14 protein-coding genes are annotated in these 22,801 nt (G+C 65.5%); 9 read left to right on the top strand and 5 right to left on the bottom strand.

Annotated elements, in window-relative coordinates; all coding sequences use genetic code 11:
• Window positions 1-135: 135 nt before the first annotated feature.
• Window positions 136-885 carry a response regulator gene (locus tag F3K02_RS03425; protein WP_177133345.1) on the top strand — a complete coding sequence of 250 codons (750 nt, stop codon included), beginning with the start codon at window positions 136-138 and terminating at the stop codon, window positions 883-885.
• On the opposite strand, the gene F3K02_RS03420 is transcribed toward F3K02_RS03425, so the two are convergent.
• The 5 genes from F3K02_RS03420 to F3K02_RS03400 form a co-directional block, all read right to left on the bottom strand.
• Entirely contained in the window at window positions 854-1,975 is a 1,122-nt protein-coding gene (locus F3K02_RS03420) for a histidine kinase (RefSeq protein WP_177133343.1), read from the bottom strand. The two genes, F3K02_RS03425 and F3K02_RS03420, sit on opposite strands and share 32 nt — an antisense overlap.
• A 313-nt stretch (window positions 1,976-2,288) precedes the next feature.
• Window positions 2,289-8,441 (bottom strand): peroxidase family protein, encoded by a 6,153-nt coding sequence (locus F3K02_RS03415; protein ID WP_177133341.1) that lies wholly within the window; start codon window positions 8,439-8,441, stop codon window positions 2,289-2,291.
• Between the two features lie 315 nt (window positions 8,442-8,756).
• Window positions 8,757-10,187, bottom strand: a complete 1,431-nt coding sequence (locus F3K02_RS03410; RefSeq protein WP_177133339.1) for a histidine kinase dimerization/phospho-acceptor domain-containing protein — start codon at window positions 10,185-10,187, stop codon at window positions 8,757-8,759.
• Window positions 10,184-10,894, bottom strand: coding sequence for a response regulator (locus F3K02_RS03405; protein ID WP_177133337.1), 711 nt, complete (start codon window positions 10,892-10,894; stop codon window positions 10,184-10,186). Before F3K02_RS03405 ends, F3K02_RS03410 begins: the two co-directional genes overlap by 4 nt.
• A 137-nt stretch (window positions 10,895-11,031) precedes the next feature.
• Window positions 11,032-14,622: an indolepyruvate ferredoxin oxidoreductase family protein gene (locus F3K02_RS03400; RefSeq protein ID WP_177133336.1), complete on the bottom strand. Its 3,591-nt coding sequence runs from the start codon at window positions 14,620-14,622 to the stop codon at window positions 11,032-11,034.
• Window positions 14,623-15,020: 398 nt separating this feature from the next.
• On the opposite strand from F3K02_RS03400, the gene F3K02_RS03395 reads away from it, so the two are divergent.
• The 8 genes from F3K02_RS03395 to F3K02_RS03360 all read left to right on the top strand — a co-directional run bounded on the left by F3K02_RS03395 (window position 15,021) and on the right by F3K02_RS03360 (window position 22,639).
• A complete protein-coding gene (locus F3K02_RS03395) occupies window positions 15,021-15,758 on the top strand; it encodes a glycosyltransferase family 32 protein (protein ID WP_177133334.1) in 738 nt (245 codons plus the stop codon).
• 4 nt (window positions 15,759-15,762) lie between these two features.
• Window positions 15,763-17,025, top strand: a complete 1,263-nt coding sequence (locus F3K02_RS03390) for a glycosyltransferase family 2 protein (protein WP_177133332.1) — start codon at window positions 15,763-15,765, stop codon at window positions 17,023-17,025.
• Between the two features lie 108 nt (window positions 17,026-17,133).
• Window positions 17,134-17,643: an Lrp/AsnC family transcriptional regulator gene (locus tag F3K02_RS03385; RefSeq protein ID WP_177133330.1), complete on the top strand. Its 510-nt coding sequence runs from the start codon at window positions 17,134-17,136 to the stop codon at window positions 17,641-17,643.
• A gap of 197 nt (window positions 17,644-17,840) precedes the next feature.
• Complete coding sequence (locus F3K02_RS03380) at window positions 17,841-18,398, top strand: hypothetical protein (RefSeq protein WP_177133328.1); 558 nt, start codon at window positions 17,841-17,843, stop codon at window positions 18,396-18,398.
• Between the two features lie 110 nt (window positions 18,399-18,508).
• Window positions 18,509-19,135, top strand: coding sequence for a hypothetical protein (locus F3K02_RS03375; RefSeq protein WP_177133326.1), 627 nt, complete (start codon window positions 18,509-18,511; stop codon window positions 19,133-19,135).
• Complete coding sequence (locus F3K02_RS03370) at window positions 19,132-19,602, top strand: hypothetical protein (protein ID WP_177133324.1); 471 nt, start codon at window positions 19,132-19,134, stop codon at window positions 19,600-19,602. Before F3K02_RS03375 ends, F3K02_RS03370 begins: the two co-directional genes overlap by 4 nt.
• Window positions 19,599-20,405 carry a fimbrial biogenesis chaperone gene (locus F3K02_RS03365; RefSeq protein WP_177133322.1) on the top strand — a complete coding sequence of 269 codons (807 nt, stop codon included), beginning with the start codon at window positions 19,599-19,601 and terminating at the stop codon, window positions 20,403-20,405. Before F3K02_RS03370 ends, F3K02_RS03365 begins: the two co-directional genes overlap by 4 nt.
• Window positions 20,402-22,639, top strand: a complete 2,238-nt coding sequence (locus tag F3K02_RS03360) for an SdrD B-like domain-containing protein (RefSeq protein ID WP_177133320.1) — start codon at window positions 20,402-20,404, stop codon at window positions 22,637-22,639. The genes F3K02_RS03365 and F3K02_RS03360 overlap by 4 nt, the downstream gene beginning before the upstream one ends.
• Window positions 22,640-22,801 lie beyond the last annotated feature (162 nt).

Below are 22,801 nucleotides of genomic sequence, written 5' to 3'. Positions count from 1 at the left end.
TGCTACGGCCGGAAAAAACGATTGTATGCGCGGGGCCTGTCGGCCGCAGGGCACCGAAACGGTCGCGATAGTTTGTTAAGTAGTTCTTAAGTTTCCTTGCGCAACCTCCTCCCCAGACACCCGAAGGAGAAGAGCATGCAACACCGGATACTGATTGCAGAGGACCACAACCTCCTGCGGGAGGGGCTGCGCTCGATGATCTCCGCCGTTCCGAACTTCGAGGTGGTGGGCGAGGCACGCGACGGGCGGGAAGCCATGCAGCTGGCGCAGAAGCTCAAGCCCGACCTGATCACCATGGACCTGTCCATGCCCAACATGAACGGCATCGAGGCCACGCTGCAGATCAAACGCCGCGATCCCCAGATCAAGATCCTGGCGTTGACCGTGCAGCAGTCCGAGGAGTACGTGCGCGAGGCCCTGAAAGCCGGTGCGGATGGCTACGTCCTCAAAGACGCCAACTATGAAGAGTTTGTCCACGCCATGCGACAGGTGCTGGCCGGCAAACTGTTTCTCAGCGCCGATGTGTCGGGGCAGCTGGTCAACCACTTCATTCAAGACCCTGCCGCACCGCAGACCCACTCGCCATGGGAGCGCCTGACCCACAGGGAGCGCTCCATCGTGAAGCTGGTGGCCGAAGGTTGCACCAACCGGGTCGCCGCAGAAATGTTGCACCTGAGCCCAAAAACCGTCGAAAAGCACCGCTCCAGCCTCATGCAGAAGCTGGGTCTGCACAGCGCCACCGAGCTCATCCTGATGGCACTGCACCACGGCTGGGTGGAGCGTGGTCACATGCTGCGATTCAAGTCATCGGCCGGTAGCTGGGCCACCAGCTCCTTCCAGGACACGTCCCCCTTCACCGACGAACTGACGGACCTTGCTCGTTGAGATTGATGTCCGGCTGAATGGCGGGCGGACTGGCGGTGATCCGCATCACCTGTTCCTGCATCGCCCGGTGCTTGGAACCCGATGCATTCAGCATCCAGGTGGCCGTGATCACGGTCCCCTGACCCGGCTCGGACTGGATGGAGAAACGCCCACTGGCGCCCTCCGTGCGTTCCCGCATGCTGTTGAGTCCAATCCCCACGAGACAGGTTTTGCCACTCAGAATGCCACGCGAATCAAAACCCTGGCCGTTGTCTTCCACCCCGATGGAAAACTGTCCATCGTGAATGCGCATGTAGATCAGCACCCGGCTGGCCTGGGAATGCTTGATCACATTGTTCAAGGCCTCCTGCAACAGGCGGAAGACCACGTACTTGAGCGTGGGAGGCAGATCGCTCTCCGACTCGGGCACATCCAGCTCGATCGCCAGCTGCGGGGTCGCGGCCTGGCATTGACGGCAAAGCGACTGCACGGTACGCAGCAGTCCCAGATCATCCAGCATGGTCGGCCGCAGCTGGTTGGATATGCGCCGCACATCATCGACCGCACCCCGCAGATCGCGGACCGCTTCGTTCAACAACAGGCGCGAACCCTCCACATCGGCGCTGTCCAGCCGCAACAGCGCACGCTCGACCTTGAACTTGAGCATCGTGAGCACCTGCCCCAAACCGTCGTGCAGGTCACTGGCAATGCGCTTGCGTTCATCCTCGCGAGCCAGTCGCAAGAAGTTGGCGACAAAGTCATCGCGTGATCCTGCATTGGCCAAAGCGTGCAGCAGCGCGGCTTCCCGGTGCCCCGGGACGATGAACAGCAGCATGCTGCCCGTCACCAGGCTGTCACGGTGCATGGCGTGCGCAAAGACGGCCACCTGGTTCGCCGCCCCCGTCTGGTCCACCAGATAGCTTCGAAAAAAGGAGGCGTAGGGATCATCGGTCTGCTGACGCACGCCGTCCAGGAACACCTGTCCCGGCTCGCCCAGAAACTCGCACATCCTGCGGCATTCGCTGTCCAGATCCGACAAGGCGAGCAGGCGATGGGCCGGTTCATTCGCCAGCTCGATCAGATTCTCACGATCGATGATCAGGGTGGCCACATCCAGCGACTGGGTCAGGCCCCAGAACCGCGGACCCCGCAACTCGGCATGGTCTCCCACATTGAACAGGGTGCTCAGGAGCAGATCAAGTTCGTTCATGACCGATACCTTCTTGTCTCTGAGGTTGTGCCAGCTGCCGCGGTCAGTGTAGTGCCCGCGACGCCACTCTGACCAGTTCTTCGCGGCGAAGTTGACTGTCTTGCATGTCGCCCGTCACGGCCGTCGGACAAGAAAAACCCGCCACACCGGGCGGGGTTTTCTGACGAGCCCGACGCGTCGACGTCGGACGCGCAAAGGCTGGGCGCCGCCGGGGTTACAGGATGAAGTCGCTGGCGCTCAGGCTGACGTGGCCCACCAGGGCAACCTGGAAGTCGGTACCCAGGTTGTTGTTGACGTTCCCTTCGATCACCGTGATCTCGCTGCCACCACTGCCCTCATAGTGGTACACGATCTGACCCGCTCCGGTGAACAGGGCCCCGTCGGTCGCGTTGAAGGTGAAGTCCTGATTGCCCGCCACACCGGTGTTGGCGTCGAGGGTCGAGAAGTCCAGCTTGTCCGTCCCGGCGACGAAGTCCGCGATGAGGTCGCGCACCGCAGCGCCGACGCCCGACTCGTTCGAGGCGTTGTAGTCGAACACGTCCACACCATCACCACCGGTCAGGTTGTCCAGGCCGGCCCCCCCTGTCAGCGTGTCGTCGCCGGCACCACCATCCAGCGTGTCCCTACCGGCTGCACCCATAAGGCTGTCGTTGCCCAAGCCGCCCGACAGCTGATTGGCCGCCGAGCTACCCGTGATGCTGTCGTTGCCGGAGCCGCCGATGAAGTTCTCGACGCCGTAGACCGTGTCGCTGAGGGCCGTGGTGGTTCCACTGCCGTTTACCACGGCAGTGGCGGTGCCCAGGTTCACCGTCAGGTTGGCTGCGACCGCCGTGAAGTCCACCGTGTCCACGCCCGCTGCACCGACCAGGATGTCGCGTGCGTCGTCCCCCACAAGCACGAAGGTGTCGTTGCCTGCGCCACCGTTCAGGCCGTTGGCCCCGGTCGCGTCGGTGATCACGTTGTCGCCACTGCTGCCAACCACGTTTTCGATCCCCACCAGCGCGTCGTTGCCGGTTTGCGCGCTGCTGGCGGTCCCGGCCGTGAGGTCAACGTTGGCGGCCGCCGAAGTGACCGACAGGTTGTAGGCGTCGATGCCGGCACCGCCGATGTAGGTGTCGTTGCCGTCACCCACCGACGCACGCAGGGTGTCGTTGCCCAGGCCGCCGTCCACGGTGTCGTCGCCCGCACCGCCGGTGAGGTTGTCGGTGCCCGCCAGGCCGAGAACGAGGTCGGCGCCCGCCGTGCCGACCAGCGTGTTGTTGCCGCTGGTGCCGACCTTCACCGTTTCCGGGGAAATGTACGTGGCCGGGCCGAAGCCGTCGTTGATGGTCGAGGTGGCGCGCAGCGTGGCGTTGCTGCGGTTGGCCAATGTCGCGCTGGTGGCGCCGGCGATGTTGAACCAGACACCGGCCGCGTTCTGCTGCTGCCACTGGTACGTCAGCGGGTACGCGGGCGCGTCCGGATCGACCACCGTGCTGAGTGCCGTCAGGGTGGCGGCGGTCTGCGCGGTCTGCGCGACATTGACGTTCGTGGTGTAGACGGTCACATTCACCGAGCCGGTGGCCGCTTCGTTCACGTTGGTGACGTTCACCGCCAGGGTCTGGGTGTCGATCAGTCCGCTGAGGTCGGTCACCTTCACGATCACGTCGTAGCTGTTGTTGCCGTTGCTGTCTGCTGGCGCCTCGAAGTTGTTGGGTGCAACAAAGCTGAGCACACCGGTGTTGGCGTCGATGGTGAACAAGCCAGCGTCAGCGCCACCCGCGATGCCATAGGTCAGTACGTCGCCAAACGTGCCGTCGGTGGCGGTCACCGTGGTAACGGCGGTCGTGTTTTCGGCCACGGCGGTGACGGCACTGCCGCCACCGCCGTTGGACGTGATCATGGGAGCCATCGGCTGGGCGACGTTGATCGTTTGGTCGGCGAACTGGAAGTTCTCGACGCCCACCACCACGTCCACGCCATCGCGGTTGGCCACCGAGTCAGTGACCTTGTAGGCGGTGATCGTGCCTTCGTTCTGCGATGCGAAGGTGACCAATTCAACCGCGTAGTCCGCATAGTTGCCCGTGAATTTCACGGTGTCCGCTGTGCCCACGGTGCCACCGTCACCCACCACCACGCTGTCGGCCAGGTCGGTGCCGACCACGCCGTTGCGCCACAAGCGGGTGACTTCGCTGCCGCCCAGCACGAAGTTCTGGAAGGTCGCGGAAGACAGCATGGTGGTCATGTGCTTGTCGGCGCCAAAACCGACGGCGTCGAGCAGGCCGTTGTTCTGGATGAACCCCGCTGCGCGGTGGCTCGCACCGTCCAGGTACTGGTCGTAGGCACCCGCATAAGTGCCGATCAGGCTGTCCAGACGGATGCCGTCGCCCACGATCACATCGTTGCCCAGGCCGCCGGTGATGCTGTCGTTGCCGCTGCCACCGATGAGCCAGTTGGCGCCACCGAAGACGTTGGTCACATCGGCGTTGATGGTGTCGTTGCCCTGGCTGGCGATCACGCCCTCGATACCGACCCAGGCCGGGAACGAAGAGGGCACGTCGATCTGCACCAGCGGGTTCTGCTGGGTCGAGAACAGCACCGACACGCCCTGCGGCGAGTAGGGGTGGTCACTGAAGTCGATCAGGTCGAAGCCGAAGCCCTTGCCGTCGTTGCCCAGGTCGGTCTTGCCCAGGCCGCCAACCACTTCGTCCGGGCCACCGCCCATGGCGAGCGAAGGGATGCCGGGGCGCAGGATGTCGTCGCCGTTGCCGCCGGCCGAAATGTCCTGGTCGTCGCCGCCGATGACCAGGTCGTCGCCGTCGTCGGCCCAGAGCAGGTCGCCGCCGACACCCCCGTCGATCACGTCGTTGCCATCGCCACCGTGGGTGAAGGCGTCGGTTTCTTCTTCACCGAAGATGAAGTCGTCGCCCGACTCGCCCGACAGCTTGTCAATGCCCACGCCGCTGTGCAGGATGTCGTTGCCTTCGCCGCCGATCACCTGGTCGATGCCGGCTGCGGCCACGGCCGTCTGCTGGCCACTCACGTAGTCGTCGCCCGCGCCGCCGTCCAGCAAGTCGCCGCCGTCACCGCCGTAGATTCGGTCGTTGCCGTCGCCGCCGTAGATGCGGTCGATGCCGTTGCCGCCATAGACGATGTCGTCACCGCCTTCGGCGTAGACGGTGTCGTCGCCGCCCCAGGCGTAGATCAGGTCGTTGTGGTCCGAAGCCACGATGACCTCGTGCGACTCGGCCCCACTGTTGGGTGTGCCGTCCAGGTTCAAGCCGCCGTTGATGGCGGTCGTTCCCGACGTGGCTGCGCCGTCATCCACCCGCAGGTCGCGGATGTACTGCACGCCGTTGATGGTCACGATGGCGCCATTGCCGGTCGTGGCATTGCCCTTGGTGGAGTAGATGCCGATCGCCGGCAGGTCGTCCAACGCCCGCTGGGCCAGAACCTCGCCGTACTTGTGTTCGGTCTTGGCATCCGCCAGCGCCCCTTCCGCCAGGTCGTAGTACTTGTCGGCGTAGGCAAACACGCTGCCGTTCAGGTGTTCTGCGCCGGTGTTGCGCTCGACGATGTCCTTGAACTGTTCGTTGATGATGCCTTCGCCCATCTGCAGCTGGTCCAGACGGTAGAGGTAGTAGAAACGGTCGCCGTTCATCAGGCGCGTCATCTGGTCGGCGAACACCGTGTCGAAGGTTTCACCCAGCAGGCCGCCGGTCACGTGCACTTCGGCAAGGCCACCGAGCCAGGTGTCGATGTGGTTGAAGCCATCGACGCCATACAACGATGCGTCGGTGTTGTTCATGAAGTCCAGCGCCTGCTGGTAGGTGTAGCCCATCGCCTCGGTGTCGCCTTCGGCGATGCTGCCGTTGTCCAGCCCGATGATCGCGGCGGCGCGTGCCACATCGCCATCAAACGAGTAGGCCGCGATGAAGTTCACCAGGTTGTCCGGATGGATCATGTTGGCGCCGAAGTCGGCCCAGCTCACGTACTCATCCAGATTGATCGCGGCGCGAAAGGCGTTGAGCGTCGGGATGCCCACGTCACGGCCCCGGGCGATGTTGATGGCGGCCAGATCCAGCGGCAGGCCCAGCAGACCCTGGTTCAGGGCGGGCGTGAGGTACTCGTCGATCTCGTTGGCTTGCTGGTGCGTCATGCCCATCGCGATCGCGGCGGCACCGGTGTTGGCAAACAACTCCGGGGTGAGAAAGGCTTTCTCCAGCGCCACGCGCATGATGGCGCCGGTGAGGTCGCCGTTCGGGTCCATCGTGTCGATCGACTCGCGCAGCGTGCTGTGGCCAAAGCGGTAGGCCACCTGCGAGAAGTCCAGGCTCACGTCACCCTGCGAGCCGGCGTTGTAGCCCACGAACTCGGCGATGTTGGGTGTGATGGTGCGGGCAAACTGGTCGATCGCCGTGTGCTGGTATTCCATCTCCACCGTGATCTTGGCGGCGTGGAAGAGTTTGTCCTCGTTCCAGGCAATGGCGCCACCCACCCCATGCGTGTAGTTGCCGTTGGCGTCCTGCGTCCCGGTGTTGATCTGCCAGTCCTTCAGCAGGTCGTGGTCGTAGGTGCCCGCCTGGTCCAGCCGTTCCTGGCGGAGGTCTTCGGTGGCGAGGGCGTTCTGGATGTTGCGCACCTGGAAGTTGTGCTCTTCGTGCCAGACGTGGTGCACGGCGGTCAGGCCGATGTTTTCATTGGCGCGGCCGTCGCCGGCGATGTAGTGGTCACCCACCGAGGCCAGCAGCAGATCACCCACCGCGTCACGGACTTCCTGGGCCACGGCGATGATGTCGGGACCGGCCTGCATCGTGGACTTGATGCTGAAGTCACCGAAGTTCACCCACAGCGCCAGCGCGCTGGCGCCTGTGACCGTCATGGCCGGTGCGCCCGGACCCATGATGCCGGCGGGCACCGTCAGGAAGATCGTCTCGCCGTCGTAGCCGAAATTGAAGTCCGGGCCCAGGGCCTGCGCTGCCGCCGTGAGGGTGGCGATGTTGTCCGCAAACCCCGCAGCAGCTTCCGGATTCAGCGGATTCGTGAAGTGGGCAGCGTCAAAACGCGGGTTGAAGTCCAGCAGCAGCGCCTGGCCCGACGAGCCCGCTTCGGCACCCGTGGCCACATGGCCCGAAGCATCGCGGATACGCAGGTTGGCCACATCTTCCCAGGTCAGATCGTCACGGCCCGTTTCAATCAGGTGGGCACGCAGCTCGTTCAAAGTGGGCAGGGTGGCGTTGGTGGTTTCGCCGAAGGCGTTCTTCCAGGCCACGGAGGTCTGGCCGTCGATCAGGTGCGAGCTGGCGTGGTAGGTCAGCCCGCCGTCGGTGGACACCCATTCGCGCAGGATGTCGGTCACTTCCTGGTCGGAGCCGTAGGTCTGGCTCTGGTCGATGTAGGGCGAGGTGTGGTTGACCCACTGCGCCGTGCCGTCGGCGGTGAAGCCGCTCACGTCGGCGCGCGAGATGACGATCTGGGTGGTGGGCTGGCCGGTGTTCGGGTCGATCACGCCATACATCGGGTCGTCGGTGGCCAGGTTGATGGTGATCTTGGTGCCGTCAGAACCCTTGCCGATGAAATCGAGGCCGTGGTCAAAGAACTGGCCGAACAACACGAACCAGCCGTTGACCGGCGCCACGCCGGGGTTGGTGGCACCGATGAAGTACTCGGTGTTGCCTTGCGCCTGGGTATCCAGAAGGCCGGACGCCTGCAGGTCGCCGTAGTCGTTCACCTGGGTGAAGCCGTTGGCGTCCTTGATGATGTGGTTGTTGCCATCGATGCCAAAGGTCGCGCCCGCCGTCGTCGTCAACTGGCTGATCATGCGCGGCGTGTAGTCCACCACGTTCTGCACCGCGTGGGTCGCCGTCTTTTCGTAGTCGGCGCCCGCCGCGGGAGGGGTGGCGAACTTCAGTGCATAAAACGCGTTCGGGTCGACCGGCACCATCGTCGGATTCGCCACGAGATTGCCATCGATGTCGTAGTTGACCGGGTTGCTGGGGTCGGGTTGCATGGCACCCGACAGCGGCTTGACGTACTGGTCAAAAACCACCTGGGTGCGTTGCAGGAAAGGCTGGTCGTTGGCGCCCCAGTCGGCGTTCACGAGGTAAAGGTTGTTGTTGTGACCCGACGGCTCGCGCAGGCCGGCGAAATCGGTCACATAGGCGTAGGAGGTGCCATACGCAGCGATGTTGGCCACAGCGGATCCCTGATCGGCATAGAGCACCCGGGTGGCCATGTCGTTGGAGTTGTAGACAGCGCCGGTGCCGTCCCACTGGATGATGGCGTTGCCCTGTTCATCGAACAGCGGCTTGAAGTTGATCTGTCTTTCCAGAAACTTCAGGTCGTTGAAGTTGAAGGCGTACGGTTTGAGCTGGTAGTTGGTGGCCATGGAATACCCCTGAAAAGAAGAACAACCGGTGTGCGAACGAAAGTACGCACGGGTCGTTACCCGATCACCGAAAGTGGACACAAGTAACGTTTTATTACTGTGATCGGTGTTCCGAAGTACGTCTTTACGGTGACACCCCACCCGTTCGGTAGGGTCTACCCCCTTTCTGGATGGGGGCCTGTCAGCCGCGGGCGGGCGCCTGCGCCGCGCGCAGCCGATCGAGCGCGATGACAGACCGGGCGCATTGCGCCGGAGGGTGAAGCCGTGGGGAGGGAATGAACCGGCGCTGCAGGCCGGCCAGGCTCGCGCCGCCCGTCAGGCAGACGGGAAGGCAGGCAAAGGCGAGAGATCGTCTGGTGCGGAAGTGGCCGTCTTGTCCGGCCCTTCGGCCAGGGTCCGGATCCCGACCACAAACACCAACCGGAAGCAGGTGGTGAAAGGCGCCGGCGCTTCGGCCCGTTCGAAGCGCCCGCCCTGGACTTCCATCGCCCGCTGGACGATCTTGTGCCCCAGGCCCAGCCGCTCGGTGGCGTGGGGGCGGCGGAGCGCGGCGAGCGGGGCCGTATGGCTTGTGCCGTCATCACACACCTGAAGCCACACCTCGGCACCCGCCCGCAGCAACTGGATCGCCACCGCGGTGCCCGGTGGGGTGTGCTGCAAGGCGTTGTCGACCAGATTGCACAAAGCCAGCTCCACCAGCAACGGGTGGGCATGGACGGTCACCTCCTCACGCACGTCCACGCGGAGCGGACGGTTGTCCACCCGGGGATTGCGGACGACATCCGCCGCCAGCCGGCGCACCATGGCGCCGAGATCGACGGGTTCGGCCATGTTCTGCATCTCGGTCCGGCTGGCGCGTGCCAGCGCCAGCAGCTGGTTCAGCACACGGCCGGCGCGCAATGTGTCGCACTCCATCTGGGCCAGGATTTCCTGACGCTCCTCCGGATCGAGCCAGCCCTGCAGCGCCTTGAGCTGCAAGGACAGCGAGGACAGGGGCGTGCGCAGCTCATGCGCCACCTCATTGGCCAGCTGGCGCTCGCGTTCCAGCGCTGCGCTGTGGTTGTTGATCAAGGTGTTGATGGAAGAGACCACCGATGCAAATTCGCGCATGTTGTAGCGCTCGGGCACACGTTCCGCCCGCGCCACATCGATGCGCGCCACTTCGGCGGACAGCTGGTAGAGCGGTCGCAGGCCACGCCAGATGGCCAGCATGAGCAACGCCGACAAGGCCGGCAGCATCCAGAAGCCTGGCACGCTCATCTGCTGCGCAATGTCCGCGGCCAGATCGGCGCGTTCCCCCATGTTCAGGAGCACCATCACCATGCGACTGCGGCTGACGTCCCACTGCGAAAACACCCGCCAGCGGGTCTCGGGCTCACCCAGCGCCAGCTCCCGGAACCCCGTCGCGGCATCGAAAGACGGCACCGGGGCATCGCCCTGAAAGGCCAGCAGGCGGCCCTGCGCGTCCCACGACGCCACGCTCAGCGTCTGCTGGTAGTCGTGGTAGATCAGCCGCGGCGCCCGCACACGGGGTGTCTGGTGGGCATCCGCCACAAAGTCCAGCGACCGCTGGTTCAGCAGCATCGCCGTCATGCTGGCCAGGTGGCCATCGGTCAATTCGTCGGACTCGTTGGCACCGGTCTTGTAGGCCAGCCACACGAAGCCCAGCCACATCACGACCAGCGCGCACAGCACCCACAGCTGCAGGCGCCGGGTGAGGGTGGGCTGGAGGTGCAGCGGGTTCATGTCGGCAGCGACTGGCGCTCGGTTTCCGGCTGGGGAATGTAGTAGCCCACCCCACGCATGTTGAAAATCAAGCCGTCGCCCAGCTTGCGGCGCAGGTGGTGCACATGCACCTCCACGGCGTTGCTCTCCACCAGACCGTCCCAGTTGTAGAGACGGTCTTCAAGCTGCTGACGCGACAGGATGCGCCCTTTGGCGTTGAGCAACAGGAGCAGCAAGGTGTACTCGCGCCGCGACAGTTCCACAGGCGTGCCATCGAGCAACACGGAGCGGTTGGCCGGATCGATCACGATATTGCCCCGTGTGACCGTCGGCTGCGAACGTCCGGCGGCACGGCGCAGCAAGGCGCGCATCCGGGCTTCGAGCTCGTCGAAGTCGAACGGCTTGACCAGGTAATCGTCGGCGCCGCGGTTCAGGCCGCTGATCCGGTCGGAGACCCCTTCGCGCGCCGTGATGATCAGCACCGGCGTGTCGGTGTTGAGGTGTGCACTCTGCGAGGGCGTGCACTGGCGGATGCGTTGCAGCAGCTCCGAACCGTCTCCGTCGCTCAGTCCCAGGTCCAGCAGGATCAGATCGAAGCGCTCGACACTGACACTGGTCCAGGCGTGCTGTACCGAATCGCAGACATCCACCACGTAGCCGCGCTGCTTGAGATTGGTGCGCAAGCCCCTGGCGATCCCGGCATCGTCTTCAACCACCAAAATCCGCATGTTGGCCCCTCATGACGTTGCATGGGCAACGCGGACCATGGTGTGAACGCTTTCTTAACGGAGGCTTAAGTGGCCGGGGTCACTGGGGTATCCCCCGAGGAAGCCACCGACCCCGGGGTCGGTGGCACGGGTTCGGGTCAGGCCACCCGGACCTCGGTTGTCTCGCCGTTGCGCCACTGATCCCGCAACGCCGCCCAGCGGCTGCTCGCCGCCGCCAGGTTGCGCGCCTTCACGTGGCCATAGCCCTTGATCTGCTCGGGCACGCTGGCGATCTCCAGGGCCAGCGCGTGGTTGCCGGCGTCCAGCGTGTCCAGCAGCGACTCGATGGCCTCGCGGTATTCGCCGATCAGGGCGCGCTCGGTGCGGCGCTCTTCGGTGCGGCCGAAGATGTCCAGCGCCGTGCCGCGCAGGCCCTTGAACTTCGCCAGCCAGCGGAAGACGGTGAACATGTAGGGGCCGAACTTCTGCTTGACCAGCTCGCCCTTGTTGTTCTTCTTCGCGATCAGCGGCGGCGCCAGGTGCACCTGCAGCTTGAAGTCGCCCTCGAACTGGCTCGCCAGCCGGGCGTGGAACGCCGGATCGCTGTGCAGCCGCGCCACCTCGTACTCGTCCTTGTAGGCCATCAGCTTGAAGAGGTAACGCGCCACGGCCGCGGTCAGGGTCGATTTGCCCAGCGGCGCTTCCACCGCCCGCACCTTCTCCACGAAGCGCTGGTAGTCGGCGGCGTAAGCCGCATTCTGGTAGCCGGTGAGGAACTCCACGCGGCGCGCGATCAGCTCGGCCACGCTTTCGCGCTTCTTGAACTGGATCACCTGCGCGCCCGCGCCGGCCGGGGCCAGCAGCGCGGCCACGGCCAACGGTGCGTGCGCGGCGCGGCGGCCCCACTCGAAGGCGGCCTTGTTCTTGTCCACCTGCACCGCGTTGAGTTCGATGGCGCGCATCAGCGCGTCCAGCCCCAGCGGCACCCAGCCACGCTGCCAGGCGTAGCCCAGCATCATGGGGTTGGTGTAGATGCTGTCGCCCATCAGCCGGGTCGAAGCGGCTTCGGCGTCGAACACGCCCACTTCGTCCGCGCCCAGGCTGCGGGTCAGCGCGTCCACGCAGGCCTGCGCCGGGTTCTGCCAGTCCGGGTTGGTCACGAAGGCGGCCGTGGGCGTGGCGCTGGCGTTGAGCGCCACGTGGCTGCGGCCCGCGCGCAGGCGCAGCCAGGTGTCCTTGTGCGCGGCGACGATGGGGTCGCAGCCGATCACGAGGTCGGCCGAGGCGGCCGACACGCGCGTGGTGCGGATCGCATCCTGGTGCGCGCCGATCAGCACGTGGCTCCAGGTGGCGCCACCCTTTTGCGCCAGGCCCGCCGCATCCTGCGTGACGATGCCCTTGCCTTCGATGTGCGCCGCCATGCCCAGCAGCTGGCCGATGGTGATGACGCCGGTGCCACCGACGCCCGCGACGATGATGCCCCAGGCCTCGGCGTCGAGCGCGGGCAGGGCCGGTTGCGGCACCACGCCGCCGGTCCATTCCGGCGCGCCGGTCTTCTTGTCTTTCTTGCGCAGCTGGCCGCCTTCGACGGTGACGAAGCTCGGGCAGAAGCCCTTGACGCAGGAAAAGTCCTTGTTGCAGCTGCTCTGGTTGATGGTGCGCTTGCGGCCGAACTCGGTCTCCAGCGGCTCCACCGACAGGCAGTTGCTCTGCACGCTGCAGTCGCCACAGCCCTCGCACACCAGCTCGTTGATCACCACGCGCTCGGCCGGGTCCACCAGGGTGCCGCGCTTGCGGCGGCGGCGTTTTTCGGTGGCGCAGGTCTGGTCGTAGATGATGACCGTGGTGCCCTTGATCTCGCGGAACTCGCGCTGCACGGCGTCCAGCGTGTCGCGGTGCTGGATCGCAATGCCGCTCGGCAGGCCGCTCACCGAAGCGTACTTTTCCGGTTCGTCGGTCACGATGGTGATCTTCACCGCGCCCTCGGCGCGCATGCTCTGTGCGATCTGCACCACGCTGTGGCCCTCGGGGCGCTCGCCCACCTGCTGGCCACCCGTCATGGCGACGGCGTCGTTGTAGAGGATCTTGTAGGTGATGTTCACGCCGGCGGCGATGCTCTGGCGGATCGCCAGGATGCCGCTGTGGAAGTAGGTGCCGTCGCCCAGGTTGGCGAACATGTGCTGGTCATGGGAAAAGGGTTGCTGCCCGATCCACGGCACACCCTCGCCGCCCATCTGGGTGAAGCCCACGGTGGCGCGGTCCATCCAGATGGTCATGAAATGGCAGCCGATGCCGGCCATGGCGCGCGAGCCTTCGGGCACCTTGGTCGAGGTGTTGTGCGGGCAGCCCGAGCAGAACCAGGGCTGGCGCTCGGCGCCTTCCACGCCCTTGGTCAGCAGGGTCTGCATCGACTGCTCTTGCGCCGTCAGGATCGCGAGCTGCGCGTCAATGCGCGCCTGCACGTCCTCGGGCAGACCCAGCTTGCGCAGGCGGCGCGCCACGGCGCGCGCGATGATGGCCGGCGACAGGTCGGCGTTGGCGCGCAGCAGGGTGTGGGCACTCGGGTTGGGCATGCTCCACTCGCCACCGCTGAAATCGCCTTCGACCTCGTCGAACTTGCCCAGCACGTTGGGCCGCACGTCGCCGCGCCAGTTGTAGAGCTCCTCTTTCAGCTGGTATTCGATGACCTGGCGTTTCTCCTCCACCACCAGGATCTCGCGCAGGCCGGTGGCGAATTCGCGCGTGGTCTGCGCTTCCAGCGGCCACACCACGTTGACCTTGTGCAGGCGCAGGCCGATGCGGCGGCAGGTGGCGTCGTCCAGGCCCAGGTCCAGCAGCGCCTGGCGCGTGTCGTTGAAAGCCTTGCCGCTGGCGATGATGCCGAAGCGGTCGTTCGGGCCGGCGATCACGTTGTGGTTCAGCTTGTTGGCCCGGATGTAAGCCAGCGCGGCGTACCACTTGTAGTCGAACAGGCGCGCTTCCTGGTCCAGCGCGTGGTCGGGCCAGCGGATGTGCACGCCGCCGGGCGGCATGTCGAACTCGGGGATCACGATCTCGACCCGCTCGGGGTCGATCATCGCCGTGGCGCTGGACTCGACGATCTCCTGGATCGTCTTCATGCCGGCCCAGACGCCGGAGAAACGGCTCATGGCGATGGCGTGTTGCCCCAGGTCCAGGATGTCCTGCACGCTGGTCGGGAAGAACACCGGCAGGCCGCAGGCCTTGAAGATGTGGTCGCTCTGGTGCGCGGCGGTGCTGCTCTTGGCCACGTGGTCGTCACCGGCCACCGCGATCACGCCGCCCCAGGGTGTGGTGCCGGCCATGTTGGCGTGCTTGAACACGTCGGAACAGCGGTCCACGCCCGGGCCCTTGCCGTACCAGATGCCGAAGACGCCGTCGAACTTGTTGGAGCCGGGCGGTGCAAAGCCCAGCTGCTGCGTGCCCCAGAGCGCGGTCGCCGCCAGCTCCTCGTTCACGCCCGGCTGGAAGACGATGTTCTGCTGCTTCAGATAGGGCGCCGCCTTCTGCAGGGCCTGGTCGTAGCCGCCGAGCGGCGAACCGCGGTACCCGCTGATGAAGCCCGCCGTGTTCTTGCCCTGCAGCGCGTCGCGCTGGCGCTGCAGCATGGGCAGCTTCACCAACGCCTGCACGCCGCTCATGAAGGCGCGGCCGTGGTCGAGGGAATATTTGTCGTCCAGCGTGACGGTTTCGAGCGCGCGGCGGATGTGTTCGGGCAGTGGGGCGTTCATCTTGTTGTCTCCTGGCAAGGCCGGTGAACCGCCTCGTGGGCGGGTTTTTTTCGGGTCGCTCCGGGTGGGTGCGAGCGGGTTTCAGTGTGCCGCACAGTGTATGACCCGGGCACTGACAGGTGTTTGCTTTTCATGCCCGTGTTTGCCCTGTTCGAGAAAGAACCTTTCCATGAACACGCAAATAATGAAAGACTGAATGCGGTCGGCAGGGCCGTTCTGCACAAATGAAGAACTGGGGGATGCCATCCGGAACGCGCGGGGGTGCAGCGCCACCGATCGCGCAGCCCAAAAAAACGACGTTCGCCACCATTCTGGCGCACATGTGCAACAGGCATTTCATGCCTTTTGGCCAACAATGGTGCAAATTGTTACGGCTGTTTCATCGCACGCGCGCCACCATGGCCATCCCCCGACTGTTGCACCAGACCTGCCCGTCCAGAGCGGCCTTGCCGACCGCCGTCCAGGCGAATCTGCAACGCCTCACGGAGCGCAATCCCGAGTGGAAACACAGGGTCTATGAAGACGCCGACGTGATGGACTACATCCGCCAGCATTTCGAGCCCGAGGTCTTCGAAACCGTCAGGACCATCAGCCCGGACTACGGTGTCGTTCTGGCAGACCTCTTTCGCTACCTGGTCATGTACCGCGAAGGCGGCGTCTACCTCGACATCAAGAGCACGGTGAACGTGCCCCTGCGACAAGCCATCCAGCCGTCCGATTCGTTCCTGCTCTCCCAATGGAAGAACGCCAAAGACCAGCGCTGGGAAAACTGGGGGCTGCACCCTGAACTGAGCCAAATACCGGGTGGCGAATTCCAGCAATGGTTCATCGTTGCCGAACCGGACCACCCTTTCCTCCAATCGGTGATCCGGGCCACGCTTCACAACATCCGGTACTACCGGACAGACCCTTGCGGTACAGGGAAACACGGTGTACTGCGGTTGTCTGGCCCGATCTGCTACACGCTGGCCATCCTCGCCACCCTGCGCACCGGCAGGCTCCCCCACCAGATCGTCGACATCGAAGAACGGGGTTTCGAATACAGCATCTGGCCCGACCACCATCGGGTGCCCACACACTACGCCCACCGCACCAGCGCCATCGTCCTCCCCCGTCCCGACGCCTGTCTGGCGTGAAGCGATGAAAGCAGACAAGCCGCGTGTCGGAATGGCCATCATCGTGAAGAACGAAGGCCCGTACCTGATCGAGTGGCTGGCTCACCACAGCCTGATGGGGTTCGATCATTTTTATGTCGTCAACAACGACAGCAGCGACAACACCTGGCCGCTGCTACAGGCGCTGAGCCAGACACTGCCCATCACCTGTTTCTCCTACGCCACCACCCCGGGCATCGGCCCCCAGTTGCCCGTCTACGAAGAAATCGTCCGGCGCCATGGCCACGAAGTCGAATGGATGGCCTTCATGGACGCCGACGAGTTCCTCTGGCCCAGCCACCATCCGGACACGGTGTCCGACCTCCTGCAAGCCACCTCGCACGCCCACCCCGATGTCGGGGCCCTGGCGCTGAACTGGGCCACCTACGGCTCATCGATGAAAGTGGCCGAAGAAAGCGGGCTCGTGACCGAACGCTTTCTGCACCACGCCCCGCAGCAACACCATCTGAACCACCATTTCAAGTCCATCATCCGGATGGAGGCCTTTGCCGGCTTCGTCTGCCCGCACAGCTGCCAGCTGAAGCCCGGCTACCGCTACCTGCACACCGATGGCACTGAAAAGCGCGACTACTATTCCGCCGGCCAGCGCAACCCGAGCCAGTCTGGCGATGTGTGCTGGGCCCGGTTCCGCATCAACCACTACGTCATCAAGTCCTATGCCGAGTATGTTCGCCGCAAAGCCTCGCGCGGCAGGGCATATCCGGAATGCGGCCCGCTCGATGACCCGTTCTTTCTCGGTCACGACAACAACGATGTGCCGTCCCACCCCTGCGCGCAGCACATCGTTGAGCTGAAAGCCCGGTGCCAGGACTTGGCCGGGCGCATCGGGCTGGCCGACCCTTCCGGCCCGCTGTCAAAAAATCCCGCCGCCCCACCCACGGCCAGTACCGCCATCCACCTGCCCGTGCTGGGCCATGTCGAAACTCTCGAAGAGCAGGCCGGATTCATCACCATCACCGGCTGGGTCCTGCTCTGGAAAACCCAGCCCGCGGCCGGATTCGTCGTCACGAGCCAGCACCAAACCGTGCCCATCGAAGCATGGCAGGCCATCGAACGACCCGACATCCAGCACCACTTTCCCAACGCCTCACTGCAAAACGGCTTCGAAATCCGCATCAGAAAACCGGCCCTGGGGTCCGCACAGGACATTGCCGTCAGCGCACTGACGTCCGAAGGACACGTCACCCAGAAGATCCCGCCAGGCGCGTCGGCGGACACCCTGCGCTGAAGGGAAACCACCCATCCACGGATGGGAGAAGCGGGAGCAGCAACTTGCGATGGTTTCCTTTCTGATATCAGGTCACAGAAGAACGCTTCTTTCTAGAATGACGACATCATGGAAACACTCGACAAGTTTGACATCGCCATCCTGCACGAATTGCAGGCCGACGGCCGGCTGACCAATGCCGAACTGGCCAACCGCGTGGGCCTGTCGGCGGCGCCGTGCTGGCGGCGTGTGCGGGCGCTGGAAGAGGCGGGGTTCATCCTCGGTTACCGCGCCGAGATCAACCGCACCCAGATCGGCCTGGGCGTGCTCGCCTTCGTCCGCATCGACGCCGAACGCAACAGCGGCGACGCCCTGCGCCAGATGGAAACCGCCATCCGCGACATCCCTGAAATCGTCTCCTGCCATTACATCAGCGGCTCGGGCACCTTCGAGCTGCAGGTCGTCTGCCCCGACCTGAACCACTTCAGCCGTTTCGCGCGCGAGGTGCTGATCAACCTGCCCAACGTGAAAGACCTGCACACCAGCTTTTCGCTCGGCGAAGTGAAGGCCGCGGGCGCTTTGCCGCTCTCGCATTTGTTGACCAAATCACTGCCCACGACAAACGGGCGCAAAACTTGAGCGCTTTTTGATACCGCTCAATCCACAAACTCGACCGTTGGTTAACATCCCGGCCGTAAGTTGTTGAAACTGTGCGTTTTTTCATGCGGACAGGTTGCCTGAAACTGGCACTTTCCGTAGCATCAAGACATAGAAGCACCGCTGGTCATTCACCAGAAAGTGTTCAGTCAGGGAATTTTTTGTTTCTAGGAAACGTCGTGAAAAAGTCTCTGTTCATCAAAACCGCTGTGGCCCTTGCGCTGGCCGCTCCCCTGCTGGCTTCGGCGGAATCGAATCTCGTGACCGGTACCGGTACCGCCAACGCCCACCTGGACTTCCGCGTGGTCATTCCGGGTTTCATTGCCTTGAAAGTGGGCACCGGTGCCATTCTTTCGAACGACGGCACGGTCGATGAAGTGGCCTTCGTTCTGACTGACCCACAAGTTGGCGCTGATGGCAGCATCGCGGCCACCTCCGGCGGCATCGTCCCGGTGCAACTGCTTTCCAACATCGGCAATGTGAACTTCGCATCAGCCGGCGCTGACCTGACCGACGGCACCGACTCCATCCCACTGTCGCGCATCACCGTCGCATCGGCCGGCACCTTGGCCCACCCAGCCTTCGGCGCAGCCGCGACAACGGTGACCCCGACCACGGGACGGATCATCAACCGCACCAGCAACTGGACGTTCAGCTACAACCACCAGGGCGCCACGGCTCCCGTCGGTGCTGGCACCTACGAAACCACGGTGACCTATACCGCCGTAGCCCCCTGATCGTCGGGAAACGATCGCCAAGCCGGTGCAGACCGGTTGCAAACGACAACGGAGGACCTGCGCACAGCAGTCCTCCGTTCGTCTTTTCACAACGAAGCCATGACGAACCCATGAAGCCGCCCACCCACAGCCCGCGCCGGCTGGCCGCCCTGGGCTTGGTCGTGCTGTGCCTCGGGCAGGTTGCAGCGGCCCACGCCTGGTCGCTCACCCTCGCCGCCGCCTCGCGCCGCGTCTTCCTGCACGTCGGCAACGGCACGTACGATGGCAACAACGGCACCATCAACCGCGTTGAAGTGTCGGTGCCCGTCAACCAGCTCGGCAATGGCTCCGCCCTGGCCATGACGAGCAACAGCACGCAGTCCAGAAGCCTCTACGGCGACAACTACACCACCTGCCCCAACCCGTCCACGCAGGTCATGGTCGGCGCCTCCTACCGCCGCAACCAGAACAACCAGCCCGCCAGCGCCACCCTGCGCGTCACCTCGCCCGCCAACCTCACCAATGCCGCCGGCGACACGATTCCGTTCTCGCAAATCAGCTGGACCGTCTCCGCGCCCGGCAGCAGCGTGCCCAACATCATCCCCGCCGGCAGCTTCAACGGCGGCACGCAGACGCTGGCCACCGTCCCGGCCAACCGCTACATCGAAAACTGCCACACCTTCAGCTACGCCAACAGCGCGTTGCGTGCGGCCGGCACCTACAACGGCCAGGTCACCTACACATTGAGCAGCCCATGAACCCGCCGCTGTTTGCCCACCTCGCCGCAGTATTCGTCGCGCTGTTCATATCCACCGCCGCCGTCGCCGAAACCCACCAGCTCGATGACTCGCTCAGCCACACCGTGCCGCCCACGGCCCAGATGCAGTGGCTGCCGCAGACCCGCGCCGACAAGGACGGCGGCATGGAAGCCTGGGTGCGCGTCAACATCCACATCAACACCCAGGACTGGATCGGCCGCAGCGGCCGCGTCTACATGGTGCTGCCGCACGACGAAACTTCCACCCTCGAAGCCGTCTGGACCACCGACGGCCAACTGCTCGCCGGGCGCCTCGTTTCGGGTGAACGCGCCCTCGTCTACGCCGGCAACATCACCACCAGCGCCCTGCGCGACCAGATGCTCGTGCGCCTGCGCTCCGGCCCCGACTGGCAGAGCAACAGCCGCCGCCTCAACTTCCACTTCGAAATCGACGTGGACTCACCATGAACCTTTTGCCCGCCTCCCGCCTGATGGCGCTCCTGCTGCCCGCGGCCATGCTGCCCGTCGCTGCCCAAGCCCAGGGCTTCGCCGCCTACATCTCGCCACCGCGCTTTGAAGTCCAGGCCGAAGCCGGCAAGCCCCTGCGCCAGGTGCTGGAGATCCAGCACGTCGGCCAGCAAAAAGGCAACTACCGCGTCTACACCGCCGACTGGACCTTCAACCCCGACAACTCGGTCAGCTTCAGCACCGAACTCGCCCCCGACAGCTGTCGCCCCTGGGTCGCCATCGAGCGCCGCGAACTCAGCATCGAACCCGGTGCGCGCTACCGCTACCGCTTCGAGATCAACCCGCCCGCCGGCACGCCGCCGCGCGAGTGCCGCTTCGCCCTCATGGTCGAAGGCCTCGACCCGGCCAAGGTGCAGGGCAACATCAGCTTCCCCGTCGGCGGGCGCATCGGCGTCATCGTCTACGCCGCCATCGGCGGCGCCGCGCCCCAACTCAGCATCAGCACCCAGCAGGTCGTTCAGGTCAACGGCAAACCCACCGCCACGATCGACGTGCGCAACACCGGCAACGCCCACGGCCGCCTGGAAGGTTTCGTCAACGGCACCGACGCCGCGGGCACCCAGTTCGAAATGTCGCCCGCGGACCTGCCCATCCTGCCCGGCGAAACCCGCCGCGTCGCGCTCAGTCCCGTGCCCGAGGACGGCAAGGCCGCGCCCGAGATCCGTTTCCCGCTGAGCGTCAAAGGCCGCCTCGAATGGGGCGCCAACCGCCTGCCGCTGGACACGAGCTTCGTCGCCCCATGACCTTAGGAGGGTGCGCGGCAGAAGGAACATCGGCTGCAACCGGCGAGAAACCGGTCTCGCACGGTACTACTTCCTGCGCCCAGGGTTCAACTCTGGCCTTCTCGGTATCACCGCGCGATCCGCGGTTTTCGCCGGTTTCGCTTCGATGCCTTCTGCCGCGCACCCTCCTGGCGCGCCAGGCGTCCTGCAGCCTGCTGGCCCTTTTTGGCGCGTTCGCGCCGGGCCTGCACGCGCAGACAGCCGCGCCCGCTGCTCCCCCGACCGCTCTGACCGCGACGCTTGCGCCCGCCACCGACAACGCTGAAGCCCCCACCGACGCCGGCTACCAGGACCGCGTCATTGAAGGCCTCGCGCCGCTCGACGACGACGAAGGCGGCTTCGAATACGACAAAGCCGGCTGGCCGCGCTTCCTGCGTCTCGAAACCCGCCTCGGCACCCAGCCCTTCGACACCGAACGCAAGACCCAGACCGCCTTCGCCGTCTACGGCCTGCTCGACACCCCCAACCACGGCGCCCTCTCGCTCGACGGCAGCCTCACCCCGCGTGAAAGCCGCGGCACGCTCACCCTGCGCCAGCGCGGCCTGCCGCTGGCCAGCGGCTGGATCGGCAACCACGAAGCCGGCGTCATCACCGCGCCCGCGCCCGGCATCACCCGCCTGCCGTCGCGCGTGTACCTGCCCTCGGCCACGCTGCGCGGTCTGGCCGGCGAATGGCTCAGTCCCGCCAGCGGCCTTGCCCTGCAGGCCGGCAGCGGCGAACCCGGCCAGCTCGAAAGCCTGCCCGCCAGCGGCTTCCGCGGCCTCGGCGGCCGGCGCACCACGCTCGGCGCCCAGTGGCACCTCGGCGCCAGCCCCGACAGCACCGATCCGCTCGGCCTGCCCGGCTGGACCCTCGCCCTGCAACACGAAGACGCCAGCCGCGTCACCGCCCTCGGCCAGACCCGCGAAACCGGCACCCCGCTCGACGCCCGGTCCACCCTGTTTGCCCTGCGCCACGAGAGCGACAGCCGCCGCACCCAGGGCCAGCTCATCCTCAGCCGTGGCGACACCCCAGCCACCAGCGCCATCCCCGGCGAAGCCAGCAACCCCCGGGGCTTCTGGATCGACAGCGAATGGGACGACGGCCCGCGCCAGCACGGCATCGGCCTCTACCGCCTCGACCCCGGCCTCAGCTGGGCCGGCCAGGCCATGCCCGCCGACGTCCAGGGCGCCACCGTGCGCAGCGAATGGCGCACCCGCCAGTGGTCCGCCGAAGGCTCGGTCGACTGGCTGCGCTCCATCAGCGGACGCACCCGCGACGGCAGCTACGCCTCGGGCAGCGCCCGCTGGCGCCTCAGCCGCGCCAGCAGCCTCGGCGCCGGCGCCTCCGTGCGCCACTTCGACGGCGACGCCTGGAGCAGCTACGGCGACTGGCGCTGGCAGAACCCGCTCGGCACCAGCGGCCTGCGCCTCACCCTCAGCGGCGGCGCCGCCAGCCAGACCCGCTCACAGGAGATCAGCTACGACCAGGACTGGACCGTGCCCCAGGGCTGGAGCGTCTCCACCAGCTTCGGCCTCACCCGCAACCAGGCCACCGCCGACGGCTCCACCGACCCCGACCGCGAAGACGAAACCCTCTGGTCCGCCGCGCTCGCCTTCACCGCCCCCCTCACCGGCGACGCCAGCCTGCGCGGCACCCTGCAGACCGAACAAGGCAACAACGGCCAGCGCCGCCACGGCATCAACCTCGGCAGCGTCTGGCGCGTCAACCAGCGCTGGAGCCTCGAAGGCAACTACAACCGCAGCCTCGGCCAGAGCCGCACCGTGCGCCCCCTCGACCCGCTCGCCCCCATCGTCACCGACACCCCGACCGACAACGACCGCAGCTTCTACGCCGTGCTCCGCTACGAACTGCAGGCCGGCAGCCGCAGCGTGCCCCTGGGCGGGCGCCCCAGCGAAGGCGGCGGCCGCATCGCAGGCGTCGTCTACTTCGACGCTAACCGCAGCGGCACCCAGGAAGCCAGCGAAACCGGCGCCCCCGGCGTCACCGTCTACCTCGACAACCGCTACGCCGTGCGCACCGACGCCCAGGGCCGCTTCGAATTCCCCTTCGTCGCCAGCGGCCCGCGAACCGTCAGCGTGCGCAACGAAACCCTGCCCCTGCCCTGGAGCGTGGTTGACGAAGGCCAGGCCAAGGTCGACGTGCGCCTGCGCGAAACCACCCAGCTCAGCCTGCCGGTGCAGCGCGCGGATTGAGGTCTTGCTGGTGTAACGCGTAGACGATGACACCGTGTTCGTCACCGTCATCGCGGTGGGCCGGCGAGATCAAAGCGCCGTCCATGGCGCCGCCGCCAGTCGCCTCACCTGAAACCTGACCCGGGAATGCTTTCCATGACGTCCTCCTTCCCCCCGCGGGGG

Source organism: Hydrogenophaga aromaticivorans (assembly GCF_013387465.1).
Lineage (GTDB): Bacteria > Pseudomonadota > Gammaproteobacteria > Burkholderiales > Burkholderiaceae_C > Hydrogenophaga > Hydrogenophaga aromaticivorans.
Note: the sequence above shows the minus strand (reverse complement) of the source record. Positions and strands in the feature narration are given on the sequence as shown.